Source organism: Rhodococcus sp. BP-241 (assembly GCF_019836145.1).
Lineage (GTDB): Bacteria > Actinomycetota > Actinomycetes > Mycobacteriales > Mycobacteriaceae > Rhodococcoides.
Map to the genome: position 1 here is coordinate 1 of NZ_JABUEI010000006.1, position 22,083 is coordinate 22,083.

At 66.7% G+C, this 22,083-nt stretch carries 21 protein-coding genes and 1 pseudogene; 6 read left to right on the forward strand and 16 right to left on the reverse strand.

Features of this window, described 5'->3' with window-relative positions; translation table 11 throughout:
• Positions 1-581: pseudogene (locus HQ308_RS13500) on the forward strand (integrase core domain-containing protein); the annotation flags it as partial.
• Positions 582-688: 107 nt separating this feature from the next.
• Here the strand turns inward: HQ308_RS13500 and HQ308_RS13505 are convergent.
• Positions 689-1,954 carry a glycosyltransferase family 39 protein gene (locus tag HQ308_RS13505; RefSeq protein WP_222646686.1) on the reverse strand — a complete coding sequence of 422 codons (1,266 nt, stop codon included), beginning with the start codon at positions 1,952-1,954 and terminating at the stop codon, positions 689-691.
• A 221-nt stretch (positions 1,955-2,175) separates the two neighbouring features.
• Here HQ308_RS13505 and HQ308_RS22635 point away from each other — a divergent pair, with 221 nt between their 5' ends.
• The gene (locus HQ308_RS22635; RefSeq protein ID WP_261776115.1) at positions 2,176-2,304 is read left to right on the forward strand and encodes a hypothetical protein; all 129 of its coding nucleotides are present in this window, start codon (positions 2,176-2,178) and stop codon (positions 2,302-2,304) included.
• Here HQ308_RS22635 and HQ308_RS13510 read toward each other — a convergent pair.
• The 7 genes from HQ308_RS13510 to HQ308_RS13540 all read right to left on the reverse strand — a co-directional run bounded on the left by HQ308_RS13510 (position 2,274) and on the right by HQ308_RS13540 (position 9,173).
• A complete protein-coding gene (locus HQ308_RS13510) occupies positions 2,274-3,014 on the reverse strand; it encodes a polysaccharide pyruvyl transferase family protein (RefSeq protein WP_222646688.1) in 741 nt (246 codons plus the stop codon). The two genes, HQ308_RS22635 and HQ308_RS13510, sit on opposite strands and share 31 nt — an antisense overlap.
• A 68-nt stretch (positions 3,015-3,082) precedes the next feature.
• The gene (locus HQ308_RS13515) at positions 3,083-3,997 is read right to left on the reverse strand and encodes a glycosyltransferase (protein WP_222646689.1); all 915 of its coding nucleotides are present in this window, start codon (positions 3,995-3,997) and stop codon (positions 3,083-3,085) included.
• Entirely contained in the window at positions 3,994-4,764 is a 771-nt protein-coding gene (locus HQ308_RS13520; RefSeq protein ID WP_222646690.1) for a WecB/TagA/CpsF family glycosyltransferase, read from the reverse strand. The genes HQ308_RS13515 and HQ308_RS13520 overlap by 4 nt, the downstream gene beginning before the upstream one ends.
• Positions 4,761-6,101, reverse strand: coding sequence for an O-antigen ligase (locus HQ308_RS13525; protein WP_222646691.1), 1,341 nt, complete (start codon positions 6,099-6,101; stop codon positions 4,761-4,763). The genes HQ308_RS13520 and HQ308_RS13525 overlap by 4 nt, the downstream gene beginning before the upstream one ends.
• Positions 6,098-7,192: a hypothetical protein gene (locus tag HQ308_RS13530; RefSeq protein WP_222646692.1), complete on the reverse strand. Its 1,095-nt coding sequence runs from the start codon at positions 7,190-7,192 to the stop codon at positions 6,098-6,100. The genes HQ308_RS13525 and HQ308_RS13530 overlap by 4 nt, the downstream gene beginning before the upstream one ends.
• Positions 7,189-8,655: a lipopolysaccharide biosynthesis protein gene (locus HQ308_RS13535; RefSeq protein ID WP_222646694.1), complete on the reverse strand. Its 1,467-nt coding sequence runs from the start codon at positions 8,653-8,655 to the stop codon at positions 7,189-7,191. The genes HQ308_RS13530 and HQ308_RS13535 overlap by 4 nt, the downstream gene beginning before the upstream one ends.
• On the reverse strand, positions 8,652-9,173 hold the full coding sequence (locus HQ308_RS13540; protein ID WP_222646696.1) for a glycosyltransferase: 522 nt from the start codon (positions 9,171-9,173) through the stop codon (positions 8,652-8,654). Before HQ308_RS13540 ends, HQ308_RS13535 begins: the two co-directional genes overlap by 4 nt.
• A gap of 1,075 nt (positions 9,174-10,248) precedes the next feature.
• On the opposite strand from HQ308_RS13540, the gene HQ308_RS13545 reads away from it, so the two are divergent.
• Entirely contained in the window at positions 10,249-11,685 is a 1,437-nt protein-coding gene (locus HQ308_RS13545; protein ID WP_222646697.1) for an HNH endonuclease signature motif containing protein, read from the forward strand.
• Here HQ308_RS13545 and HQ308_RS13550 read toward each other — a convergent pair.
• The 3 genes from HQ308_RS13550 to HQ308_RS13560 form a co-directional block, all read right to left on the reverse strand.
• Positions 11,652-12,491: a DUF72 domain-containing protein gene (locus HQ308_RS13550; RefSeq protein WP_222646698.1), complete on the reverse strand. Its 840-nt coding sequence runs from the start codon at positions 12,489-12,491 to the stop codon at positions 11,652-11,654. The genes HQ308_RS13545 and HQ308_RS13550 overlap by 34 nt on opposite strands.
• Positions 12,492-12,567: 76 nt before the next feature.
• Entirely contained in the window at positions 12,568-13,206 is a 639-nt protein-coding gene (locus HQ308_RS13555; protein WP_222646699.1) for a DUF6226 family protein, read from the reverse strand.
• Between the two features lies 1 nt (position 13,207).
• Positions 13,208-13,711, reverse strand: a complete 504-nt coding sequence (locus tag HQ308_RS13560; RefSeq protein WP_222646700.1) for a hypothetical protein — start codon at positions 13,709-13,711, stop codon at positions 13,208-13,210.
• Between the two features lie 76 nt (positions 13,712-13,787).
• Here HQ308_RS13560 and HQ308_RS13565 point away from each other — a divergent pair, with 76 nt between their 5' ends.
• Positions 13,788-14,144 (forward strand): SRPBCC domain-containing protein, encoded by a 357-nt coding sequence (locus HQ308_RS13565; protein WP_222646701.1) that lies wholly within the window; start codon positions 13,788-13,790, stop codon positions 14,142-14,144.
• A 49-nt stretch (positions 14,145-14,193) separates the two neighbouring features.
• Here the strand turns inward: HQ308_RS13565 and HQ308_RS13570 are convergent, their stop codons facing one another.
• Genes HQ308_RS13570 through HQ308_RS13580 form a run of 3 tightly spaced genes read right to left on the reverse strand, consistent with a single transcriptional unit; the run spans position 14,194 to position 17,538 of the window.
• Positions 14,194-14,895: a TetR/AcrR family transcriptional regulator gene (locus HQ308_RS13570; protein ID WP_155957068.1), complete on the reverse strand. Its 702-nt coding sequence runs from the start codon at positions 14,893-14,895 to the stop codon at positions 14,194-14,196.
• A gap of 14 nt (positions 14,896-14,909) precedes the next feature.
• On the reverse strand, positions 14,910-16,562 hold the full coding sequence (locus HQ308_RS13575; protein WP_222646702.1) for an FAD-dependent oxidoreductase: 1,653 nt from the start codon (positions 16,560-16,562) through the stop codon (positions 14,910-14,912).
• Positions 16,563-16,566: 4 nt separating this feature from the next.
• On the reverse strand, positions 16,567-17,538 hold the full coding sequence (locus HQ308_RS13580; RefSeq protein ID WP_027506362.1) for a diiron oxygenase: 972 nt from the start codon (positions 17,536-17,538) through the stop codon (positions 16,567-16,569).
• Between the two features lie 376 nt (positions 17,539-17,914).
• On the opposite strand from HQ308_RS13580, the gene HQ308_RS13585 reads away from it, so the two are divergent.
• The gene (locus tag HQ308_RS13585; protein ID WP_222646703.1) at positions 17,915-19,588 is read left to right on the forward strand and encodes an EAL domain-containing protein; all 1,674 of its coding nucleotides are present in this window, start codon (positions 17,915-17,917) and stop codon (positions 19,586-19,588) included.
• A 17-nt stretch (positions 19,589-19,605) separates the two neighbouring features.
• Entirely contained in the window at positions 19,606-20,418 is an 813-nt protein-coding gene (locus HQ308_RS13590) for an SDR family oxidoreductase (protein WP_222646704.1), read from the forward strand.
• Between the two features lie 37 nt (positions 20,419-20,455).
• On the opposite strand, the gene HQ308_RS13595 is transcribed toward HQ308_RS13590, so the two are convergent.
• Together HQ308_RS13595 and HQ308_RS13600 are read right to left on the reverse strand one after the other, a co-directional pair.
• Positions 20,456-21,637: an RtcB family protein gene (locus HQ308_RS13595; protein ID WP_222646705.1), complete on the reverse strand. Its 1,182-nt coding sequence runs from the start codon at positions 21,635-21,637 to the stop codon at positions 20,456-20,458.
• Positions 21,638-21,720: 83 nt separating this feature from the next.
• Positions 21,721-22,044 carry a hypothetical protein gene (locus tag HQ308_RS13600; RefSeq protein WP_222646706.1) on the reverse strand — a complete coding sequence of 108 codons (324 nt, stop codon included), beginning with the start codon at positions 22,042-22,044 and terminating at the stop codon, positions 21,721-21,723.
• Positions 22,045-22,083: the final 39 nt, after the last annotated feature.

Here is a 22,083-nt window from a genome sequence, read left to right on the forward strand (position 1 = left end):
GCCGCTACGAACACCCCGCCCCCGGCGACCTGATCCACATCGACATCAAGAAACTCGGCCGGATCCCCGACGGCGGCGGGCACCGCAAACTCGGCCGCACGATCGGCAACCGGCACAACAAGAAACAGGGCCGCGGCTACGCGTTCGTCCACCACGCCGTCGACGACCACTCCCGCCTCGCCTACTCCGAGATCCTCGGTGACGAACGCAAGGAGACCGCGGCCGGGTTCTACCGGCGCGCCGCCGCGTACTTCACCGACCATGGCATCACGATCGCCAGAGTGCTCACCGACAACGGATCCTGTTACCGGTCAACATTGTTCGCCGAAGCACTCGGATCGGTGGTGCACAAGCGCACCCGCCCCTAGAGACCGCAGACCAACGGCAAAGTCGAACGATTCAATCGCACCCTCAACCAGGAATGGGCCTACGCCCACACCTACCTCTCCGACGAAGCCCGCGCAACGACCGACCAGGACTGGGTCCATCACTACAATCACCACCGACCCCACACAGGCATAGACGGCAAGTCACCCATCGAGCGACTCACCGTCCACAACCTCCCCGCGAAACACACCTAGCTCATTCAAAGACGATGGCTGCCAGCAGCATGTGCTCGGCCGCGGGTAGTACTAGCACCGGCCACCGTGCGTCTGGTTGAGCAAGTGCTCGACGGGCGTCCACGACGTTACTGCCCGAACTGATTCACCAGAACGCCGCCGAAGATGTACGAAGCATCAATCGTTCTTCCCGGAAAACACCGCCGCGCCGTCTCGAGGTCCCTGCCGGTCACCAGCTCCCACGTTGTCCCGGTCGCGCTTTCGATGCATCGGCCCTGCTTCAGTCCGTCGCTGTAACGGTCGACAGCGTCCAAGGCTCGCCCGTACTCGGACGTCACCACATCGCCCTGCTGAGCGCGCGCAGCGATGTACTCGACGGCATCCCGATAGGCGGTGCCGTGGCCGTCCGATGCCCGTGTGTCGAGTTGGCCGGGAATCCAGGACACTGTCACGACCAGGGCGGTGAGCAGCACCAATGTGGTGCCCACGCGGGACCAGACGATCACCGCGGCGAGGGCCGCGAACGGCACCACCCACAGGACGTAGCGAGTCACGAACAACGGTGTGAGATGACCGACGAGCCACAGGGTTACCGGCAGGGCCAGCATCACCACGAGCCATGACATGGATCGGACGCGGTGACCGTCGCGCGCGACCCACAGTGCGAAGGCGGCGACGCTCAGCCCCAGCACGACGGCAGCGATCGGTCCACCCGCGAGCACGTAGGCAGTTCCGTACAGGCGGTTGATCCCGCCCCGTGCGATCCAGTCGATCGCGGACGACTGAGTGATGCCGGCCGCAGCGACGGCGAGGGCCACTCCACACGCCGGCACCCACGCGACGAGCATCCGGCGGAGCGATACGTGCCGTCCCAGCGCGAAGGCACCGTGTGCTGCCAGGATCATCAGCGCGAGGAAGTGGCCCAGTGCCACGAGGACAAGCACTGCGGAATACGCGGTCCACCACCGCCGATCAGCTCGTTCCACTGCCTCGTGCAGCAGAAGAGTCGCCACCACGACACATGCGACGACGACGGCGTACACCCTCGCTTCCTGCGCGTAGCGCGTCATCGAGGGTGCAGCCGTCACCAGGACCGCCACCACCGACGAGCCGAGGGTGCCCACGTACTTACGGGAGAGCAGAAAGCTGGCTGACGCGGCGACGGCCATCGCGAGAACGGACGGGAAGCGGAACGACGCGTCCGACGTACCGAACACTGCAGTCCATGCATCGATGGCGACGTAGTACGCGGCCATGACAGCGTCACGGTCCTGCACCACCGACAGCACGCCGGACAGTCCGTATCGCGTGTTCTCGACGGTGGCGATCTCGTCCTGCCACATGGACGGTGACGACAGGCGCCACATGTTCCAGATCGCGGCGACCGCGAACACCAGACTTGCGGGTATCAGGCCATTGACGCGCCTGACAACCGTTGTTTCGACGTTCACACGTCGATGATGCCGGAACAATGCCGGTTCAATGGACACCAGCAATGCCGATCACAGTTGTTCATTCATTCGGACGACAGGCGGATATGTACCCTTGCTCACAAACAGACCAGATGCTGAGAATTGGTTGCATAAACCGACGCCGGTCGCCATGATCGTCACTCATGAGCAACCGCCGCCGACGCATCGCTGATCCGTCCAAGCCCTCCGCCGGTCAGCTCGGCTCGGTGGGGGTGGGAGTCGTCTCGCTGCTGGTACTGCTCTACCTGTGCATTGCCCACGGGCTGCTCTGAGCGCGTCGCCACAGATCGGACGGGAACGCGCCGAGGAGGGACGTCGGCTCCCATACCGGCTGCGGCTCGCCTCCTGCTCGTACTGCGTGGTCCACACCGTCCGCCGGCGTGAACGTCGAGCGGCCCGTTCCCCGGTAGTAGTCCTCGTACTTGAACAGCGGCTCACGGCCGGGCCTGATCAGGCGTGCGGGCACTCCGTACGCCTCGGCCACCACGATCGCGTGCAGGGAACTTCCCACCACGAGTTCGCTGGCCAGAATGCGCCGACGGACCTCCGCGAACGGTGCCCGCGGTGAGACCGCGTCCGGATGATCGCGGTACAGATGAGCGTCGTGAAGATTGGGGATGACGCAGAGGCGGCGCGTCGCCGACAGCTCCGCATCGGTGGCCGGCCACAGGCTCGCGACCAGCAGACCGGGGTCGCCGAACACGTCGGGAACCTCGGCGCCCCGATCGCGTAGCCACGTCGCCGTCAACGGCCCCCGCACCGCGCGCACGTCCACGCGGGAGTAATCGGCGTCGTGGTCGACCGATTTGCCGTTCACCCCGGCTCCCCACACCACGTCACCCGGTCGAGCCAGCTTGAGAATGGAGCCGACTGCCAGCAGGCGCCGACGCCCGCGGGGCCTACCCAGCGCCCGGCTCCTCACCATCTCGTCGACGATCATCGGACCCAGGAGGTCACCGAAGTTGTCGATGCGGCCTCTCACGGGGGCCAACAAGGCGCCGAGCCGGCCGGGGGCCGTCGACGGATTCCAATGGACAACTGTGACCGGGCTCATCGTGAGGACACTCGACCGGCACTCGCCGCACGACGAGCCCGCAGTGATTCCGCCGCGCCGAACAGCCCCACCACCACCGCTGCGGGACTCGGCCTGCTCCGGCGAAACCGCTTCACCGACTCCACCACGCCTCGAACGTCATTGGTGGCCAGCGACGACCGGAGCAGCTGGGTCGCGATGAAATCGCCGCGAGCGGTCGAGTCCAGAGCCTCGGCGTGCCTGTCCAGCCACTGCTCGCTCGCGCCGCGATCACGCGTCGCGGACACCGACGCCATCGAGCCCTTCTGTACGTGCACCAGCGGCGCACCACAGAAGGCGAAGACCGACTCGGGGTCGTCCATCAGACGAATGACGTAGTCCCAGTCCTGGTGTTTGGCCAGGCTCGCGTCCCATCGGACACGCCGAGCAAGATCCGACCTCGCGAGCAGAGTGCTCGACTGCAGGTACCCGTGCCCGTGCCGCAAACGCGGACGCCGCACGAGATATGACGCGATCGATTCTCGCGTCGGGTCGAACGTCTCTTCGGGCAGCACGCGATGCCGGTCACCGTCGACGAAGTCGACCGCGGTGAAGCAAAGCGACGCTCCGGTGCACTCGACCATCTCCCACTGCTGTTCGAGCTTGTCCTGATCCCACCAGTCGTCGTCGTCGAGAAACGCCACGTACTCGGACGTGACGTGGTCCAGCCCCGCGTTGCGCGCTGCCGCACCCCCACGTCGGCCCTCCGTCACGACGAGTGTCGTGTCGTCGTCGAGCATCGCCCGCACCGACCGCTCTCGTCGAGGTGCATCGAGAACCACGATGATGCGGACCCCGGTGACGTTCTGCGCCTTCACGCTGCGATAGGCCCGAGCCAACTCGGGACGGCCGATGGTGGGGATGACGACGCTGACGTCGACGGTCGCCGTCACGCGCGCACCTTAGGCCGCCGCACTGCGCGCGCGAGCAGCCACGGCTCCACGAGATAGCGGTGATACAGGCGTCGCGGATCATGCACCAGCCGGAAGATCCACTCGACACCGACGCGTCCCATCCATCGCGGCGCGCTCTTCTGCACCCCGGACAGCTGATCTATGGCGCCTCCCACCGTCGCCACCACCGCGTCGGGCATCTCGGTGCCCGCCTTGACGATCACTTCCTCCTGCAACGGCATACCCAGACCCAGCAGCACCAGATCGGGCTCGAAGCGATGCAGATCCCGGAAGCCGCTGTCGCGAAGCAGACTCATCTCGTCGTATCCGTCCCACCCCTGGACGACGAACCGAGGATCCAGCGAACGGATGTACTGGCACGCATGCAGATTCGAGTTCTTCGAGGCTCCCAGCACCGCGATTCGCCGGACCTTCCTCGATCTTCCGAGGAGCCGGATCCAATCGAGCGACCCGGTGCGCTTGTCGCGGGCGACGAGGCCCTTCTTCTCTCGTAACCGGATGTAGTTGACGGCGAGCAGAACCGGAAACCCGTCGACCAGGGTCGCGTCCGACATCGCGTAGGCAGCCCGGAACTCCTCGGACGTCTGATGGATGTAGAGGCTGTGGAGATTGTGGTTCAGCAGCAGAGCGCTCTCCCCCACGCGATCGTCGATCCAGTCGATCACGGTGCTGGGGCACATCGGTTGTACCCCGACGTCGAGAACGGGGATTTCTGTCGTATCGCCTGCGAGCAGTCGAGAGGTCATGCTGTCTCCGTTCGTGTCGTGGGAGAGGAGTCGTTCTGGGCACTAGACCTGCGGCGCGCCGTTCGTACCGCGACCGCGGCCGTCACGGCGACCGACCAGAACAGCATCGAGAAGGCACGGTCGTAGAGGTGAGAATGGATCGTCATGATCACGGTCATGAGCACCGCCATCACCGTGACTGGCAGGAAGGCCGGCATGTCGTACCGGACAACGAGCTCGATCAGCAGGACGAGCGCCACGACCACGGCGACGATCTCGAGGATCATGGCGATCGCCCCGAACTGGATGAGTGTGCGCAGCCACTGCGATTCGGGACTGGACCACACCAGGGCACTCGGCGCCTTGTCCGTACCGATGTAGCGGTATACCAACGATCCGTGTCCGAACAGGATGTTCTCCTGGATGGCGGGGATCGTCTGCTGGTCCCACACCCGGATGCGGTAGCGGATCGTCTCGGGCAGGTACCCCATGGACTCGTCGTCCGGTCGCTGTCTGCTCTGCTGAGAGACCCTGCTCATGATCTGGCCCGACATCGCGATCCACGCCAGCACCGCCACTCCGGCGGCCGCCAGTACCGCGCGCCTGCTGGGGCGAACGTGCACGAGCGTGGACAGCAGCACCACCGCCGCGACCCCGACCGTCGCAAACGTCAGGGTCGCGAACTCGGCGGCCGTCAGCACCGTGAGAACCGCCGCCACCGCCCGAGTGGGGCGACCCGTCCGGTGCAGATGAATGAGCAGTGCACACCCGATCGCGATGGCCACACAGAGGTACGCGCCGAGCGACGTCCAGTGCCCGATCGTTCCGGTCGCCCGGATCTGCGCCCCTCTTTCCACTCGGTCCGCGAGCGCCGATCCACGCAGCACCGCGCTGAGTGCACTGTTGACGCCGGGGGTGTCGACCACCTGAAGCAGCGCGAGCACCGAGACCCCGGCGGCCGGGATCAGCGTTCCCCATGCCAGCACGACAAGGTCGCGACCCGTCGCGAACACGCTGCGCACCACGTAGACCATCGCCAGCACGAGAACTGCGTCGGCGATCATGCCGGTGCCGAATGCGGTTCCGGCCCGATGTGTGTCGATGAGTTCGACCACTGCACGCAGAGCCAGCGACAGCACCAGCAGGACGTCGATCACCGTGGCCGGGACCCGCTGCCGACGACGTGCCCACAGCGTCGCACCGCAGGCGGCGACCACGAGAACCACGGTGGGTGTGATGCCGCCGATCGACGGACGCCCGACACCGACCACTGCGATGGCCGATCCGAGAAGCAGTGCGATGGTCAGCCGGAACCGGGTGTCCGGCGCGGCCGGCGCGTCTGTCACGGTGTCGGTCATGCGGCCGTCACCTCGTCGACCTGCACCAGGCGTGTGAGGCGGCGGCCCAGCGCGTCCACTTCACCGGCTGCTGTCACGAGAGCAGACAGGGTTCGCTCGCGCGCCCCCACCACAGAGAAGAGGAAGGCGGCCAGATCGTCGCCCGAACCGGTGCGGGCAAAGGTCGCGTCGTGCAGTCCCGCCGGAACGAAGTGGCGTCGGATCTTGTGGTCACTCGGGTCGTGCACTCCGGCCGGAAGTGCGCCCTCACCGCTTCCCATGATGAGGGCGTGGATCCGATCGCTGATCACCAGGCTCGCGGCGCGGAAGTGATCGCGTAACAGACGCTCCTGCTCGGCGTGGTCACGCGAGTCGGGCCACGGCACCAGGTCGGCTCCGAGCCGCCCGGCCAACTCGGCCATGGCTGCCGAGTCGTGACGAACCTGCACGAACACCTCGAGTCGCTGTCCCGTCCGATCCGCGTACCGGCGCAGAGCGCGGCACTCGGCGTCGTCGAGCGGCGCTCGGTCGGATCGGAAGGTCACCATCACGACGCGTCGATCGCCGTCCACTGCGGTCGGGCCTGGCGAGAAGGCCCAGTCGGGGACCACTGCGCCGGCGCCCATGCGCGGACCGGTCGAAGTGTCGCGCCAGGACGACAGACTCACCGATCGCTGGGACAGGCGCAGCAGCGCGACGACAATGCTCGGGATCACCCCGCGTGTCTGTCGCAGGGCGACCCCGGCGCGCACGACGTCGCCTCCGCGAACCCTCACCCACCACTGCGGAGCCAACAGCAACGAGTGGGACAGCAGCGTGGACCCGTCCAGCCAGATCTCCCCCGGGTTGGCCACCATGATCACGCGTCGAGTGCAGGCAGCACGCATCATGGCGATGACCCACCCACTCTTACGCCGGTGCAGTCTCACCTCGGCGTGGCGGATCTCGGTGATCAGAGACGACGCGTACCCGTCGGAGTTCACTCCGACGTACAGATCGATGGACGAACGCGGAACGTCGAGGCAGGCCAACAGGCGACGACGAAGCACGACGTCGCCGATGTTGTCGTCCTGGCCTGTGGCCCACACGAACACACGTGGCCGGGTCATCATGCGTCGACCTTCCTGATCGAGGTGGCGACGGTGCGCAACAAGGCGACATCCCGGCCGAAGGGCCGGTTGATGCGGGACGACACTGCACAGACGGCAGCGAAGACGACGGCGACGACCACCAACCGGAGGATGTCGTCGTCGGGGAACGCCCACCGCCCTGCCCCGTAGGACACGGCCGTCGCCGGGACGTAGACGGAAAGGGCGGTCACTGTCGGCACCCACCATGTCGACGGAGCAACGTCCGCCATGCGGGACAGCCACACGATGCCGATCAGCCATCCGACCGCACTCGACAGCGCGACGCCGGATGCGACACCCTCTGCGCCCCAACGGGTACCGACAAGGATGGCGACGACGAGGATGCTCTTGGTCAACAGCGTGAAGCGGAAGTTGGACGACGTCCGGCCCGTTGCCAGGAACGTCCAGTAGTAGCTGTAGCTCGCTGCCTGGAACACACCCGACAGTGCGAGAATCATGAACAGGTTCGCCGTGGGCGCCCACTCACGACCGAGCACGAGCTCGATGAACGGATCACAGACAGCAACGGCGGCGAGCAGCAGCGGCACCACGGAATGCACCAGCGCCGTGTGCCCCGCTCGGAGGTAGCGACCGAACCGGGCCGGGTCGTCCTGCATGCGCGCGAGGATGGGAAAGGCGACCTTGAGTGCGGGGGCGTTGATCTGCGTGACCGGCAGCATGACCAGCTGAAAGGCCCGGTTGTAGTACCCCAGCGTGGTGGTGGACACCACCTTGCCCAGGACGAGTGTGTCGAGATTGCGGGCACCGTAGTTGATCAACTGCGTGACACTGAGCCATCCGCCGTACCGGAACAGGTCCGCCATGTCGCATCGACGCGGGAGCCCCGGCAACCATCTCGACGCTCCGAGCGAGAGCACCAGGAGCAGCGCAGCCTGCGTGATCTGCTGGATCACGAGCGCACCCAATGTCGCGCCCGCGGACGCTGCGATCATCGCCGCGGCGAGCCCGGCCACGACCGAGACCAGTTCGGACACCGCGAGAACCGAGAAGCGCAACGATCGCGCCAGTCTGGCTCGATGCTGACTGGCCAGACCGTTCAGGACGAAGACACTCGACGTGACGGCGAGTGCCGCGGCGAGTCCGTCGGTGCCGTAGAGCGTTTCGAGCGCCGTCGCTCCTCCGACACAGAGCGCGGCCAGAAGCACACCGATCGCGACGTTGATCCAGAAGAGATTCGACTGCTGCTGCCGGGTTATCACCTCGGCGTAAATGGAGGCGGACGCGAGCCCCAACTCCCGAAGAGTTTCGCCGACACCGATGACGACCAGCACGATGGCCATCACACCGAAGACCGACGGCTCGATGAGCCGAGCGAGCACGACGAGTGCCCCGAGTTGGATCCCGATGCGCAACACCTGCACCACGAGGGTCAGCGCGGCGCCTCGAGCCGCGCGCGACCGTAGATCACCGGGAAGGGAGGTCATCGGGGACCTCGGCTGCGCGCGGCGAGGTAGATCTCTGCGTGGGCGCGACCCACTGTCTCCCAATCCCTGCCCTCGAAATCGGGGTGCAGCGGGCGTGACCTTCGGGCGAGTTCGAGGCTGTGATCCACGTCCGCTCCGGTGATGACGCCGTCGTACGTCTGGACCCACTGGTCACCGACCTCGCGGCGTACGTCCTCGACCGTCTCGGAACGAGATGCCAACACCGGCGTTCCCAACGACAGAGCGACGAAGAGTATCCCCGAGTTGTGGATGGATCTGTACGGCAACACCACGAGTTCCGCCGCACGTACCTCGTCCACCAGCACGTCGTCGTCCACGAAACCGAAGACGGTCGACACGTGCGGCAGGGACGAGGTGCGGCGACACAGTTCCGCCGCGTACTCGTCGTCCGCTGGTCGGCCGACGATGCGCAGTTCCTGCACCGACCGACTGTCTTCCACCGCGTCGATCAGCGCGTCGATTCCCTTGTACGGCCGTAGCAGCCCGATCAGGAGCACTCGTCCTCGCCGGCGCTCCACCGTGCTTGCGGTGACTGCCGGGCGAAATCGCTCGACGTAATCTCCGTGTCTGATCGATTCGACCTGAGCCGGCCCTGGGGCGAGCGTTCGGTCGTTCAAACGGATGTACGTCGTCACCCGTGTGTTCAGGGCGCGGAGGAGGGCGCTCTCGACACGGGAGGACGGCTCGTGAGGATGTTCGTTGTGCAGGGTGCGAACCACCGGTGTCCGAAGAAGAGTGACGCGGATCAGAAAGAGCAGCAGTAGCGTTCTCTTGGCAGCGCGGATCGCGGGGTTGCGTCCGCGTGCAAGGAACTCCGGCCAGTGCACGTGTACGACATCGTAGGCCGTGAGAAGCGCAGTGGCCCAGGAGAAGTACCGGACCGTCACCCCGCTCGGGAGACAGGTCACCACCTGATCCACGTAGCGTGTCGTACCGTCGGGTGCGTCCAAGGAGAGAAGCACCGTGACGGCACTGTCCCGTTCACGCTTCATGGTGCGGCGAGAACGCACCGATGACGTCATTTCTTACCCGCCCGCGTCCCCCGACACGCTGTCAGTAGTAGCCGGAAATACCGCCAGCAATCGGAGTTCGAATATCCGCTGCAACGGCCGTTCGTACAGAACTCTAACGGGTGCGCAAAGCAGTTTCCACTCGTAAGCAATCGAAGTATGAATGGCGCTCCATGCCATACCATCAGACGGTTTTGTTTTGGTCTTCAAACCGGGCGCTCCGTCGATTCGTGCGGATCACGAGTCGAGACGGCGGTTCTCGCACCCTCCGCGTCCACGCGGACGGTTATGAGGCCAGTGAGCGTACGGACGAAAGGGACCAGCAGGTCGGGAGCGCTGCGGGCCGAACATCAGCCAACGCAGGACCTCGACCACCGACCGGCAGATCATCGCGCAGCCGCCACGACGAACGGGAGGACGTCGAGCCTTCGCGAGACCACCACGGTCGGCACCGATCGGAGTTGGGACAGCGTTCTCGGTGCCGCTCCTCGACGCCGTGCGCGTATGTCGGTAAATCGAATGTACGTTCGATTATTGTCGGTGGGTCGCGGTACTGTGAGGCATGTTTTCGGGGGGAAACGCAGGGGATGGTCGTCGTGACGACGGCTCCATCGGCGACCCCGTTCTCGCTCAGCTCTTCGCCGAGCAGGAAGAGCTGACGCGTCGCATCGCGGCGTACGGCACTCGACATCTCGACACGGCCGACCGTCTCGCTCTGCTCGTGCGAGACGAGAAGGTGACGCGGGCGCGGCAGGCGCAGGCGCACGTGTGGCTGGCCGAGCTCGTCCAGCAGCGCGGCTTCGAGGAGACCGGGGCGCACAACGCCGATGCGCTGGCTCAACTCCTCACCATCGATCGCGCAGCCGCCGTCGCGCGACTGTCCGTGGCCGCTCAGCTCGGCAACAGGACCACCCTGCTCGGCGACGTCATGGAACCCGAGCTGCCCGCCACCGCTGCGGCGCTGCGCGAGGGTGCCATCGACCCGGCCCACGTGAAGGTGATCAGGAAGTTCGACCAGAATCTCCCCGCTGCTGTGGATGCCGATACCCGCGCCCACGCGGAGCGTCACCTGGCCGACGCGGCGCGCGAGGTGCGTCCCGCAGAACTCACCGCGCTCGCCGAACGCATCACCGCGCACATCGTCGAGGAAGGCGAGTTCGAGCTCCCGCCGGAGCGCGTCCGCAAGCGCGGCATCTTCATGGGCAAGCAGGACAGCGACGGGATGCGCAGCGGCAGGTTCGTACTCGATCCCGAGACCGCGGCGTACCTCGATGCCTACAACAGCAAGTACGCGTCGCCCGGGGTGGGCAATCCCGAGGACACACGCGCGCCCGTCATCGGAGAACCGGACGACGAGACCCGCCAGCGCGACACCCGGACCACACCGCAACGACGGCACGACGCCCTCAAGCTACTGCTACGCGACACACTGTCCTCCGACGATCTCGGCAAGCACCGCGGTGTGCCGGTCAAGGTCATCATCGTCGCCCGTCTCGAGGACCTGATCCGAGGCACCGGACTGGCCACCACCGCAACGGGTTCCACCATGCCGATCCGCGACGTCATCCGCATGGGGTCGCACGCCGATCACTACCTCGCTGTCTTCGGCGACGACGACGGCAGGCCACTGCACTTCGGCCGCACCCGCCGCATCGCCAGTGAGGACCAGCGCCTCGTCCTCATGGCCACAGACCGCGGATGCACAGCACCGGGGTGCGATCGCCCTGCGGTCGCCACCCAGGCGCACCACATCCACGAGTGGCAGGACGGCGGGCCCACAGACATCGAGTCGCTCACCTTCGTGTGCGACATGCACCATCCGATGGTCCATGACGGAGCACTCGGATGGTCCACCACCACAGCGCCACCAGGCCATCCCTACGCCGGGCGCACTCTGTGGCACCCGCCTGCCCTCATCGACCCGTCGAGGACGGGCCGGGTGAACCACTATCACCACCCACAGGACTATCTGTGGGAGGACGACGAGCCGGCGGCATGAGTCATCTCGATGAGTCGCAACGCATCCCACGGTGCGAAACCTTTCGCGTCGTTGTCGAAGTAGACGTACACGTCTCTCTTCGCAGCGCGCCACTCACCGATGCGCTCGGCCCACCGGCCGAGCGCCTCGTCGGAGTACCCACTCGTGTACAGCTCCGTGTCGCCGTGCAACCGGACGTAGACCACGTCGCTGGTCACCTCGGTGAGCATCGGGAACTTCCCCGCCGAGTCGGCCACCACGCACCCGATGCCCTGTGCCCGCATCAGCTCGTACGCCTCCGCTGAGTCGAAGCTCGGGTGCCGCACCTCGAGACAGTGTCGCAGCGGCCGGTCCTCGTCGACGTCCAGGAACACGCGGTCGTCGGCGAGCTTGTCGTCGTGCTTCTCCCCCAGCCGAGCGGCCTCCGTTGTCGACCGCGGCAGCAGCGCGAAGAAGTCGGCCATCCTCGTGGCGTCGAAACGGAACGTGGCCGGCAGCTGCCACAGGATCGGCCCGAGCCGTGGCCCCAGCGCGAGAACACCCGACGCGAAGAAGTTGCCCAGCGCCGCGTCCACCCCCACCAGCTTCTTCATGTGGGTGACGAAGCGCGGCCCCTTCACCGCGAACACGAAGCCCTCGGGTGTCTCCGCACGCCAACGCTCGTAACTCGACGGCCGCTGCAGGGAGTAGAACGAGCCGTTGATCTCGATGGAGGTCAGTGCACGGGAGGCGTACTCCAGCTCACGGCGCTGCGCCAGCCCCGCGGGATAGAAGTCGCCCCGCCAGCCCGCATAACGCCAGCCGGAGATGCCGATGCGAAGTTCCATCGGCTACCTCCCGTCCTCTCGGCGTCCGTCAGCAGATACCCGCACACCGGGCTGCGACACATGGGGCCTGGTGCGATCACGGTCGCGGTGGCCAGGCGGCCCAGCCGTCAGGCAGTGCACGGAGAATGGGATCCGCAGCGTCGAGACGCGCTGCGGGGATACCGTCGGAACCGGTCCGCCCCGAGCTCGCGCCGTCGGGAAAGGTGAATGCGTACCCGACCATCGGACGGAGCCCGCGCTTCACACTCTCCCGATAGTTGCCGTTCACGACCGCGAACACCTGACGCTCGAGGCCGTCGGCTTCGTCCTGCCAGGTCGAGTCGCACGCGTCGCACCCGCAGCTCGGGAAGTAGAAATCGTGCAGCAGACCAGCGTGCACTGCGATCCCCGGGTACGGGGTGAACACCAGCGTCAGAGGTGCGCACGTCGACGCGTTCGGCCGAACGCGGACTCCCCGAACCACGTCACGATTCGGACGAATCAAGTCCGCCACCGCCTCCGGACCCTCGTCGATCTCGACGTCGTAGGTGTCGCGTAGGTGCTCGATGAGGGCATCCGCGATCACATGAAGTGGCGCATAGCGTTCGGGGTGTTCGGTCACGGAATAGGCACTCTCCGGCGGAGAGTCGGCCCACAGGTTCCCGTACTCGATCTTCCGGCCGTCGGAGTCGCGGAACACCTGCTCGTCGATCGTCGGTCGTACATACGAACTCACGTCAGTCATCCTGTCTTGCTGCGAGCAGTCCGATCGGCGCTACTGCCCGGTCGGTGCGGGGATCGCGCCATACGGCCTCGCCGTCGACGACCGTCGGCCACAGCAGACGCTGCTCTTCGACGGGCCACTCGACCCACGGCGGGTACCCCGCGAGTTCGGTCTGCACGATGTCCGCGATGACGACGGTCGCCTCCGCGAGGGACAGATCCATGTGCAGGTCAACCGTGTACGGCGCGATACCGAGCGTCCTCTCGTCGACGTTGCTCGCCTTCAGGCGTGGGCGAGGGCCGCTGGAGTTCACGCCGAGTCCGACGACACCCGTCTCGTGGAGCGAGAGGGTCCACCGAAGTCTGTCGAGGTCCAGGTGCGCACCGGACCGGCGCCAGTGCAGGTCCGACCCCACTGCGACACACGCGTCGACCATCTGGGTGGGCGCACCCATTCCGGAGTCGGGGAGCAGCGGAAACGTCCATTCGTCGACGTACTCGAGATCGGGGCCCCACATCGGTCCAGTGTGGCAAGCATTCCGGTGCTCGAAAAACTGTTTTTCACGATCCCCTCGACACCGTACGGTTCGGTGCATGGACGAGGTCGTGACCCGACGGAAGAACCAGCCACCGCCTCGACATGTGGTCTTCGACGATCTCGCGCATCCGGGTCGAGAGACCAGACGACCGTGGTTGCACCTGCTCGACGACGAGACGCTTCCGCGCGTCATCGAGTCCGAGCCGCCGTCGCTGATCGTGTGGTCGTCGCTCTGGCCGGCGAGACCCGATGCCCGTATTCGATTCGACCTGGCCGACGATGGCGCTGGGACGAACCTCCGGTGGACATTGCTCCTCGACCCACCGCGCCCGGACGACGACGCCGTTCGTGGCTTGCGCAAGCGCATCGACAGGCTGATCAACTTCAACCTCCGATTCACCTACGGGCAGTGACCGACCCACGCAGTGGACGGGAGCGTGCGAGCCACCATGACGCCAGGAATCAGGGGCCGTCCAGCACCCGCTCGAGTGGCACGTTCGGGATCGTGATCCCCCGCGACGCGCCGAGACCGGTGATCTGCAGCCAGATGGTGTCGGCGAGGAAGGCGGCGAACGTGTCGAGATCGACCGAATCCTCTTGTGCGCGCCACGTTCTCACCGCGCCGACGCAGCCGGAGATGAGGCTCGACACCCAGGGTCCGACCAGGCGCAGGTCGTCGTCGCCCAGATCGGCGTCGACGAGGGCGAGGAATCCGCCGACGGCCACCTCGATCTTCTCGGCCACGCGGGCGATGGTGCTCTGCAGCGGTGATTCGGACGATCCGGTGACGTTCTGCTCGATGACGTACGTCCAGGTGGGGTGGGCCACGACCCAGCGCACGTACGAGTCGACCACCCGTTGCACCACCGAGCGTGGCAGACCCTCGAGTGTCACCGACGCCGTCAGTGTGTGTTCCAGCTGCTCGCAGATGGTGCGCTGGATGGCGACGTCGAGGTCAGCCCTGTCGGCGAAGTAGCGGTAGATGCCGGTGCGATGGATGCGCGCCTCGTCGGCGATCTGCTGCGCCGTGACCCACTCCCCCGGATGCACGCCCCGCTCGAGCACGTCGAGGGCAGCGGCGATCACCTGACGGCGGCGGTCGGCGTTGTGCTGATCCCACCGTCGCCTCCGGCCGTCACCGGAGGTGGTGCGCTCGGTGCTCATCGCACCGAAGCATCTCACGTACGCAGCAGTCTCCGCGGCGCCCTGACCGTCACACGTGCCGCGACGGCCTCCTGGTCGAGCCGATCGACGATCTTCACGCGCGGCCGACCGATCCGTCGACCGAGAGCGAGCTCCTCAGCATCCAGCCGGCGCCATGCCGCCAGATCACCCGCTTGCGGGATCGTCGCTGCAATCAAGTCGTCGGGTGTGTGGTGCGGCTCGGTGATGTCGGAGTCCAGGTGGTCGAGCACTGTCTCCACCGTCTCCTGCGCACAGGTCTTGTTCGTGCCGATGAAGCCGCGCGGACCGCGCTTGATCCACCCGACGACGAACACACCCGGCGCCACCCGCCCACGATCGTTGGGCACGGTGCCCGTGCGCTCGTCGAACGGGAGCCCGGGCAGACCGACACCGCGGAAGCCGACCGACCGCACCACCAGGCCGGCGTCGAGGACGTACTCGTCGGACGTCGGGACGGCGACGACGGCACCGTCAGCACCCTCGACCAGGTTGTTCCGGGCGACGCGGACGCCGGTCACCCGGCCGTCCCGGCCCAGGATCTCCACCGGAGACACCGCGAACGTGAGCACGATGCGACGGCGCGTGGCGTCTGTCGATCGCGGCCGAGCAGCCAGCTCCGCGAGCAGGCGACTCCGCTGATCGTCACCTTGCAGCTGTGCGGGATCCGCCTCGACGACGACGTCGACATCGGTGAGCGCTGCGAGACCCATCAGCTCGGGCACGGTGAAGGCCGCGTCGGCCGGTCCGCGTCGGCCGAGAATCTGCACCTCTCGGATCCGAGAACCCCGGAGCTGGTCGAGAGCGTGCGGCGCGATGTCCGTTCTCTCCGAGAGCCATTCGGTGTCACGGGTGAGCATGCGCGCGACGTCGAGGGCGACGTTGCCGTTGCCGACGACGACGGCGCGCTCGTGATCGAGCGTGACGGCGGCGTCCCGATGGTCGGGATGGCCGTTGTACCAGCCGACGACGTCGGTGGCCGCCACGGAGCCCGTCAGGTTCTCACCGGGAATGCCGAGCGTGCGGTCGGACGACGCGCCGACGGCGAACACCACCGCGTGGTAGACCGACTGCAGTTGCGCCACAGTGACAGTCGTTCCCACCTCGGCACCCAGCACGTAGCGGAAGCCGGGCTCGTTCTCGATCGCCTCGAAGAGGTCGGTGACCTTCTTGGTGGTCGCGTGGTCGGGTGCGACGCCGTGCCGCACCAGGCCGTGCGGAGTGTGGAGCTTGTCGTAGACGTCGACCGACGCCACCTCGGGATGCTTGAGCAGCTCGTCCGCGGTGTACAGCCCGGCAGGCCCGGCACCGATCACCGCGACGCGGAACGGGCCACCGCGGCGCAGACGTCGTTGCGGCGCAACGAGAGCCAGCGGAGTGCGGTCCGCGTGCGGAGACCGCTCGAAGTACTCCGCGTTGAGGGCCGCGTACGGAGCGGTCTCGATGGTCAGCTTCGTGTCGGGGACGATCGCGCCCACCGGGCACGCCGTCACACAGGCACTGCATCCCACGCATGTCGCCGGGTCGATGAACAGCATGTCGGTGGTTCCGAACCCGGGCTCACCCGGCGCGGGGTGGATGCAGTTGACCGGGCACGCGAGGACGCAGGACGCGTCGGCGCAGCACGTCCCGGTGACGACGTGGGGCATCGAATCAGGCCGCGGCGGAGGCGGGCTCGCTGCGGAACCGTGACGGGCGTCCGTCGATACGCAGACTCGTCCACAGACGCTTCGAGACGCGGTTCATCAGGCCCATATCCTCGGACAGCTTGCGGACGTCACCGAACATGTCGCGCAACGTCTTCGCGGAGGCCTCGTTGTCCCACCACACCTCACGCACCACCTCGGGCGGGATTCCGAGCTCGCGCTGCACCTGCTTGCTGGGCTTCATGATGACATCGCACAGCACGCGCATGATGATCGGCGTCGCGATGGACATCGCGAACCGCTGACGTCGGGACAGTTTGGGCGCGCGGTGCTCCAGGTACTGGTGCGCGAAGCCGATGTGTCGCGCCTCCTCGGCGACGTGGATCTGCATGATGCGAGTCATCAACGGGTGCTGCGATGCACCGGCGCGGAGGATCGACTTCTGGGCGTGGTCGATGGGCTCCTCACCGGCCAGCACTCCGACGAAGAAGCCGAACGGGAGCGGGCCCGCGAAGAGGGGAAGGAGAGGGCCGGCCTTGCGGAACCACCTCGGGCCACCGGGCACGGCGACACCGATCCGGTTCACCAGCTCCTGGAACATCTGGGTGTGGTGGCACTCCTCCGTCGCCTCGTGCGTGGAGTAGCGGAACTCCGGCGAGCCGTTCGGGAGCCGCAGCGCGTAGTTCATGATGCCGGCGATGAGCACCTGCTCGAACTGCAGACCCACCTTGAGGATGTTGGCCTGCCGGTACATGCCGACCGCGATCTGCCGATCCAGAGGGAGCGACCGGTACCACTCGGTGTTGCCCAGCGGATCGGCTGCCGGGAGCACCCAGCGGGGATCGTCGGCCACGATCGCGTAGTGCGGATCGTCCCAGGGGATGTCGAGGAAGGCATCGAAGTGCTGGTGAACGGACGCTTCGGACAGGGTGCGCAGCGTCTGCTCGTACTCGGAGCGCGTGTCGGATGTGATCGTCATGGCGTGAACCTCCGTGAGTGCCGGGCCGACTTGGTGCGACAGGCTGTTGCAGTAAAAGTTACTGCAACTCGGTGTACCACGCAAGCAGTGAGCCGTCGCGAATTGGTACAACGAACGTTGTCATCATGGCCGAAATCAGGCCATTCTCGGTTGTTGCATTCACTCGGCATCTATTCTTCGATCATCGGGTACCGTTTGCCCGTCCTTGCGAACCGCAGCTCCGAATACCGGGAACTCGACCTGTCCTTCTCCTCACTGCCGCATCGTTCGTCGGGGGTCGACGCGGCTCGACGAACGAGAGTGTGTGTTGCCCGTACGTCCGATCCCGACCGCTGACCACGCCGCGGCACGCCTCGAGTACCCGAGCGTGCCTGCGATGCGTCTCGTCGTGTTGACGCTGGTCATCATCGTGGGCCTGGCCGGGATCACCTGGGGTCTGTCACCGCAGTTCGACAGGACGTCCTTCGTCATTGTCGCCGTGGCGGCGCTGACCACTCTTCCGTCCGCGTTGCTCATCTACCTCTACGGGCGAAATCTCCGCTACTCGATTCCTTTCGTCGTCTACGCAGACATCGGCATCACCGTCGTTCTGTTCGCTTCCCGGTCGCCGTTCGACGCCCTTCCCGGCGTCGTGCTGCTGATGCTGGTGTCGTTGTTCGCGGGTGTGTACGTCTCCGGGCGGATCCTGGCGGCCCAACTGGCGTTCGCCGCGGCGATCCTCGTCGTGCTGTCCGTGCTCTCGGTACACGACGGAGTCCCCGGCTGGCTCGTTCTGTCTCGAGCGCTCACCCTGCTCACCGCGGTCATCGTGCCGATCCTGCTCAAGATGCACGTCGACTTCCTCACCGACAAGCTCGAGAACAGCCGACGCGACAGCGTCAGCGGCCTGCTCAACCGTCGCGGCCTCGACGGCGCCGTCGCCCGGTTCGATGTCCCCCGCGGGGTCGAGCAGACCCTGGGCGCGGCCGTCGTCCATCTCCGGGACTTCGTGCAGATCGAGCGACGCCTCGGCCGCGCCACGAGCCACGACCTGGTCGCCGAGACATCGAGTCTCCTCACGGACGCGTTTCCCGACGCCATCGTGGCCCGGACCCAACCGGGCGAATTCGCTTGTGTCTGGCTCGGTTCCGCGGACGACGTGGCCGAGCGGCTCGCCGCGGCGCGCGCCCTGGTGGAGTCGACCCGCCTGCGCAGCGCCACCGTCAGCATGACCTGCACCAGTTCCACCGTGCCGGTCGACTACCGCACCACGGTGACCGTCGCGCTCGGCAAGACCCTCACCGCCGCCGCGTTCCTGCAGTACGGCGACGCCGTGGCTCCGCGCAGCAACCACCACGTCGCCGAGCTGATCGCCGACGGCGGGCCCGCCATCGTCTTCCAACCCGTGTTGTCGGTGTCGACGGGTCGCGTCATGGGCTACGAAGCGTTGTCCCGCTTTCCTTCCGGGCACGGCACCACACAGAGCTGGTTCCTCGACGCGGCCGCCGACGGCCTGCAGATCCCGCTGGAGCTCGCCGCTGTCCGACGCGCCGTCGCGGCGTCCCGAGACCTCCCGACCGACGTCTTCCTCGCCGTCAACGTCTCGGCGACCACCATCGTCGCCACCGACCTGGTACCGATTCTCGACGAGGCCGCCGAGTGCCGACGCGTCGTCGTCGAGATCACCGAGCACGACCTGGTCAGCGACTACACCGCACTCGGCGCCGCCCTCGATCATCTGCGCGACGAGGGCCTGTCCATCTCCGTCGACGACGTCGGGGCCGGCTACTCCGGTCTCCGTCAGCTCGTCGAGATCAAGCCCGACGTCCTCAAGCTCGACGCCTCGATCGTCCGCGGAATCGACACCGACCCCATGCGCCGCGCCGCCGCCAGCGCCCTCACCACCTTCGCGGCCGCCATCGGTGCGGAATGCGTGTACGAGGGCATCGAGACGCCGCAGGAGCTGGAGTCTGCGCGCAGCCTCGGTGCCGACATGGTGCAAGGGTTCCTGCTGGGGCGCCCCACCTCCACTCCGATCCTGAGCCGTCAGGACGGCATGAACGCCCTCTGAGCGGGTATGGCCGGGCCATGACGACACCAGGTTCCGACTTCGTTCCCCGCACCGCCGTCGTGACCGGCGGCGACTCCGGCATCGGCCGCGCGGTGGCCGTCGCATTGGCCGGCGGCGGCCTCGACGTCGGGGTGACCTACAACCGCGACCGCGAGGGCGCCGAGGCCACCGTCGGGGAGATCCGCGCGCTCGGGTGCAGCGGGTTCAGTGCCCACATGGACCTGACCGACCTCCCGGGCGCCCCGTTCGCCGTGGACTCGCTGGCCAGTGAGCTCGGCGGGATCGACGTGCTGGTGAACTGCTCCGGCACGGGGACCGCCACCTCGTTCCTCGACCTGGACTTCGACTCGTGGCGCACGGTGCTGTCGGTGGACGTCGACGGCGCGTTCCTGTGTGGACAGCACGCCGCACGGCTGATGGTGGAGCAGGGCCACGGCGGGCGCATCGTCAATGTCACCAGCGTGCACGAACACCTGCCCAAGGTCGGTGCGGCACCGTACTGCGCCGCGAAGGCCGGTCTCGGCGGACTGACGCAGGTGATGGCGATCGAGCTCGCGCAGTTCGGCATCACGGTGAACTCGGTTGCGCCGGGCGAGATCTCGACACCGATGACCGGTCAGACCGACGAGAACCCCGAGAGCAACCCCCGGCCGGGTGTCCCGCTCGGGCGTACCGGCGACGCACGGGAGATCGCCTCCGTCGTCGCGTTCCTCGCCGGCCCGACGTCGTCGTACATGACGGGCGCCTCCCTCGTCGTGGACGGCGGCATGGCCCTGATGGGGCCGCAGGCCGTCCAGTTCGTGAAGGACGACGCCTGGCGGAGCGTGTGACGTCCGATGGCCCTGCACTGCAGGGCCATCGGGGTCGTCAGGTGCCCTTGACGTTCATGATCTGGCGGAGCTCGTGGAGCACCGTGACCAGATCGCGAGCATCCTCCATCACCGCGTCGATGGACTTGTAGGCATCGGGGATCTCGTCGATGAACTCGGCCGAGTCCCGGTACTCGATCCCCACCATCCGCTCACGCAGGTCGTCCTGCGTGTAGCGCTTGCGCGCCTCGGCCCGGGAGAACCGCCGACCCGCACCGTGCGGAGCCGAGTGCAGACCGCTCGCGCTGCCCTTGCCCTCGACGACGTACGACCGCGTTCCCATGCTGCCCGGAATGATGGCCCGCACACCCTCGGCCGCGTGGACGGCGCCCTTACGGGTGAGCCACACGTCCTTGCCGGCATGCTTCTCCGGCCGGGTGTAGTTGTGGTGACAGTTGATTCGATCCGACTCGACACTCGTGTCGGTACCGGCCCGATGCACGAACTGGTGCAGGAACCGATCCATCATCTCGGCCCGGTTGAGGTATGCGAACCGCTGCGCCCACGTCAGATCCGCGATGTACCGATCGAACTCGGGCGTGCCCTGGGCCAGGTACGCGAGGTCACGGTCGGGCAGCTGGATCCACCACTTCTCGCACGTCTTCTGCGCGATCGCGATGTGCTTCTTGGCGATCTTGTTGCCCACCCCTCGCGAACCCGAGTGCAGGAACAGCCACACCCGGTCCCGCTCGTCGAGACACAGCTCGATGAAGTGGTTGCCACCACCGAGAGACCCCAGCTGCTGACGCCACTTCGGCGAGTGCGACAGGTCCACCCCGCTCTTCTCGGCCAGGTCCTCGAGCTCCGCGATCTTGGCAGCGGTGAACTCGAAGCGGTCGAGGTGCCCGTTGTAGTTACCGGGCGAGAGGGGGATGACGCGCTCGACGTCCTGACGCAGCTGCGCCAGGTCGAGGTCCGTGATGTCGCTGTGAGTCAGCGTCGTCTCGACGCCGATCATCCCGCACCCGATGTCGACGCCGACCGCGGCGGGGATGACCGCGCGCAGTGTCGGAATGACCGTGCCCACAGCGCTTCCCATTCCGGGGTGCGCATCGGGCATCAGGGCGACGTGGGGGTGGATGAACGGCATGGCCGCGGTGCGACGCGCCTGCTCCAACGTGGCGTCCTCGATGGCCGAGGCCCAGTTGAGCAGTCGCGTTCCCGCGCCTGTCGGTGGCATGGTGATCTCCTTCGTCGTGTTCGGTGAGGTCCGAACGGTACGTGGAGTCGACGACCATCGCGACGTATTTAGTTGTGTGCCTGTCAGGCTCGCCGTTCGAGTCGCACGAACACGTCCTTCATCTCGCGTGTTCCGAGGTCGGGGCGATCGATGTCCACCACGTGGAAGGTGAGGGCGTCACCGCGAGGCACGACGAGGTCCGGAAGCATGGGATCGCTGAAGCCGATGCGGATCTCGTCCCCCACGACGTGCAGGGTGTCGACCAACGAACTGCGCCGCATCACGACACCCGAGACGTCCTCGGTACCGTGGTCGACGAAGCGCGGTCGGCCGTCGTCCAGAGTCAACAGAGTGGCGGCCGGACCCGTGAAGGAGAGCACCGCACCCGGCGCGGGCACCACGGCCACAGGACGTCTGTCTCGGGATCGAAACTTCACTGTCGTCAC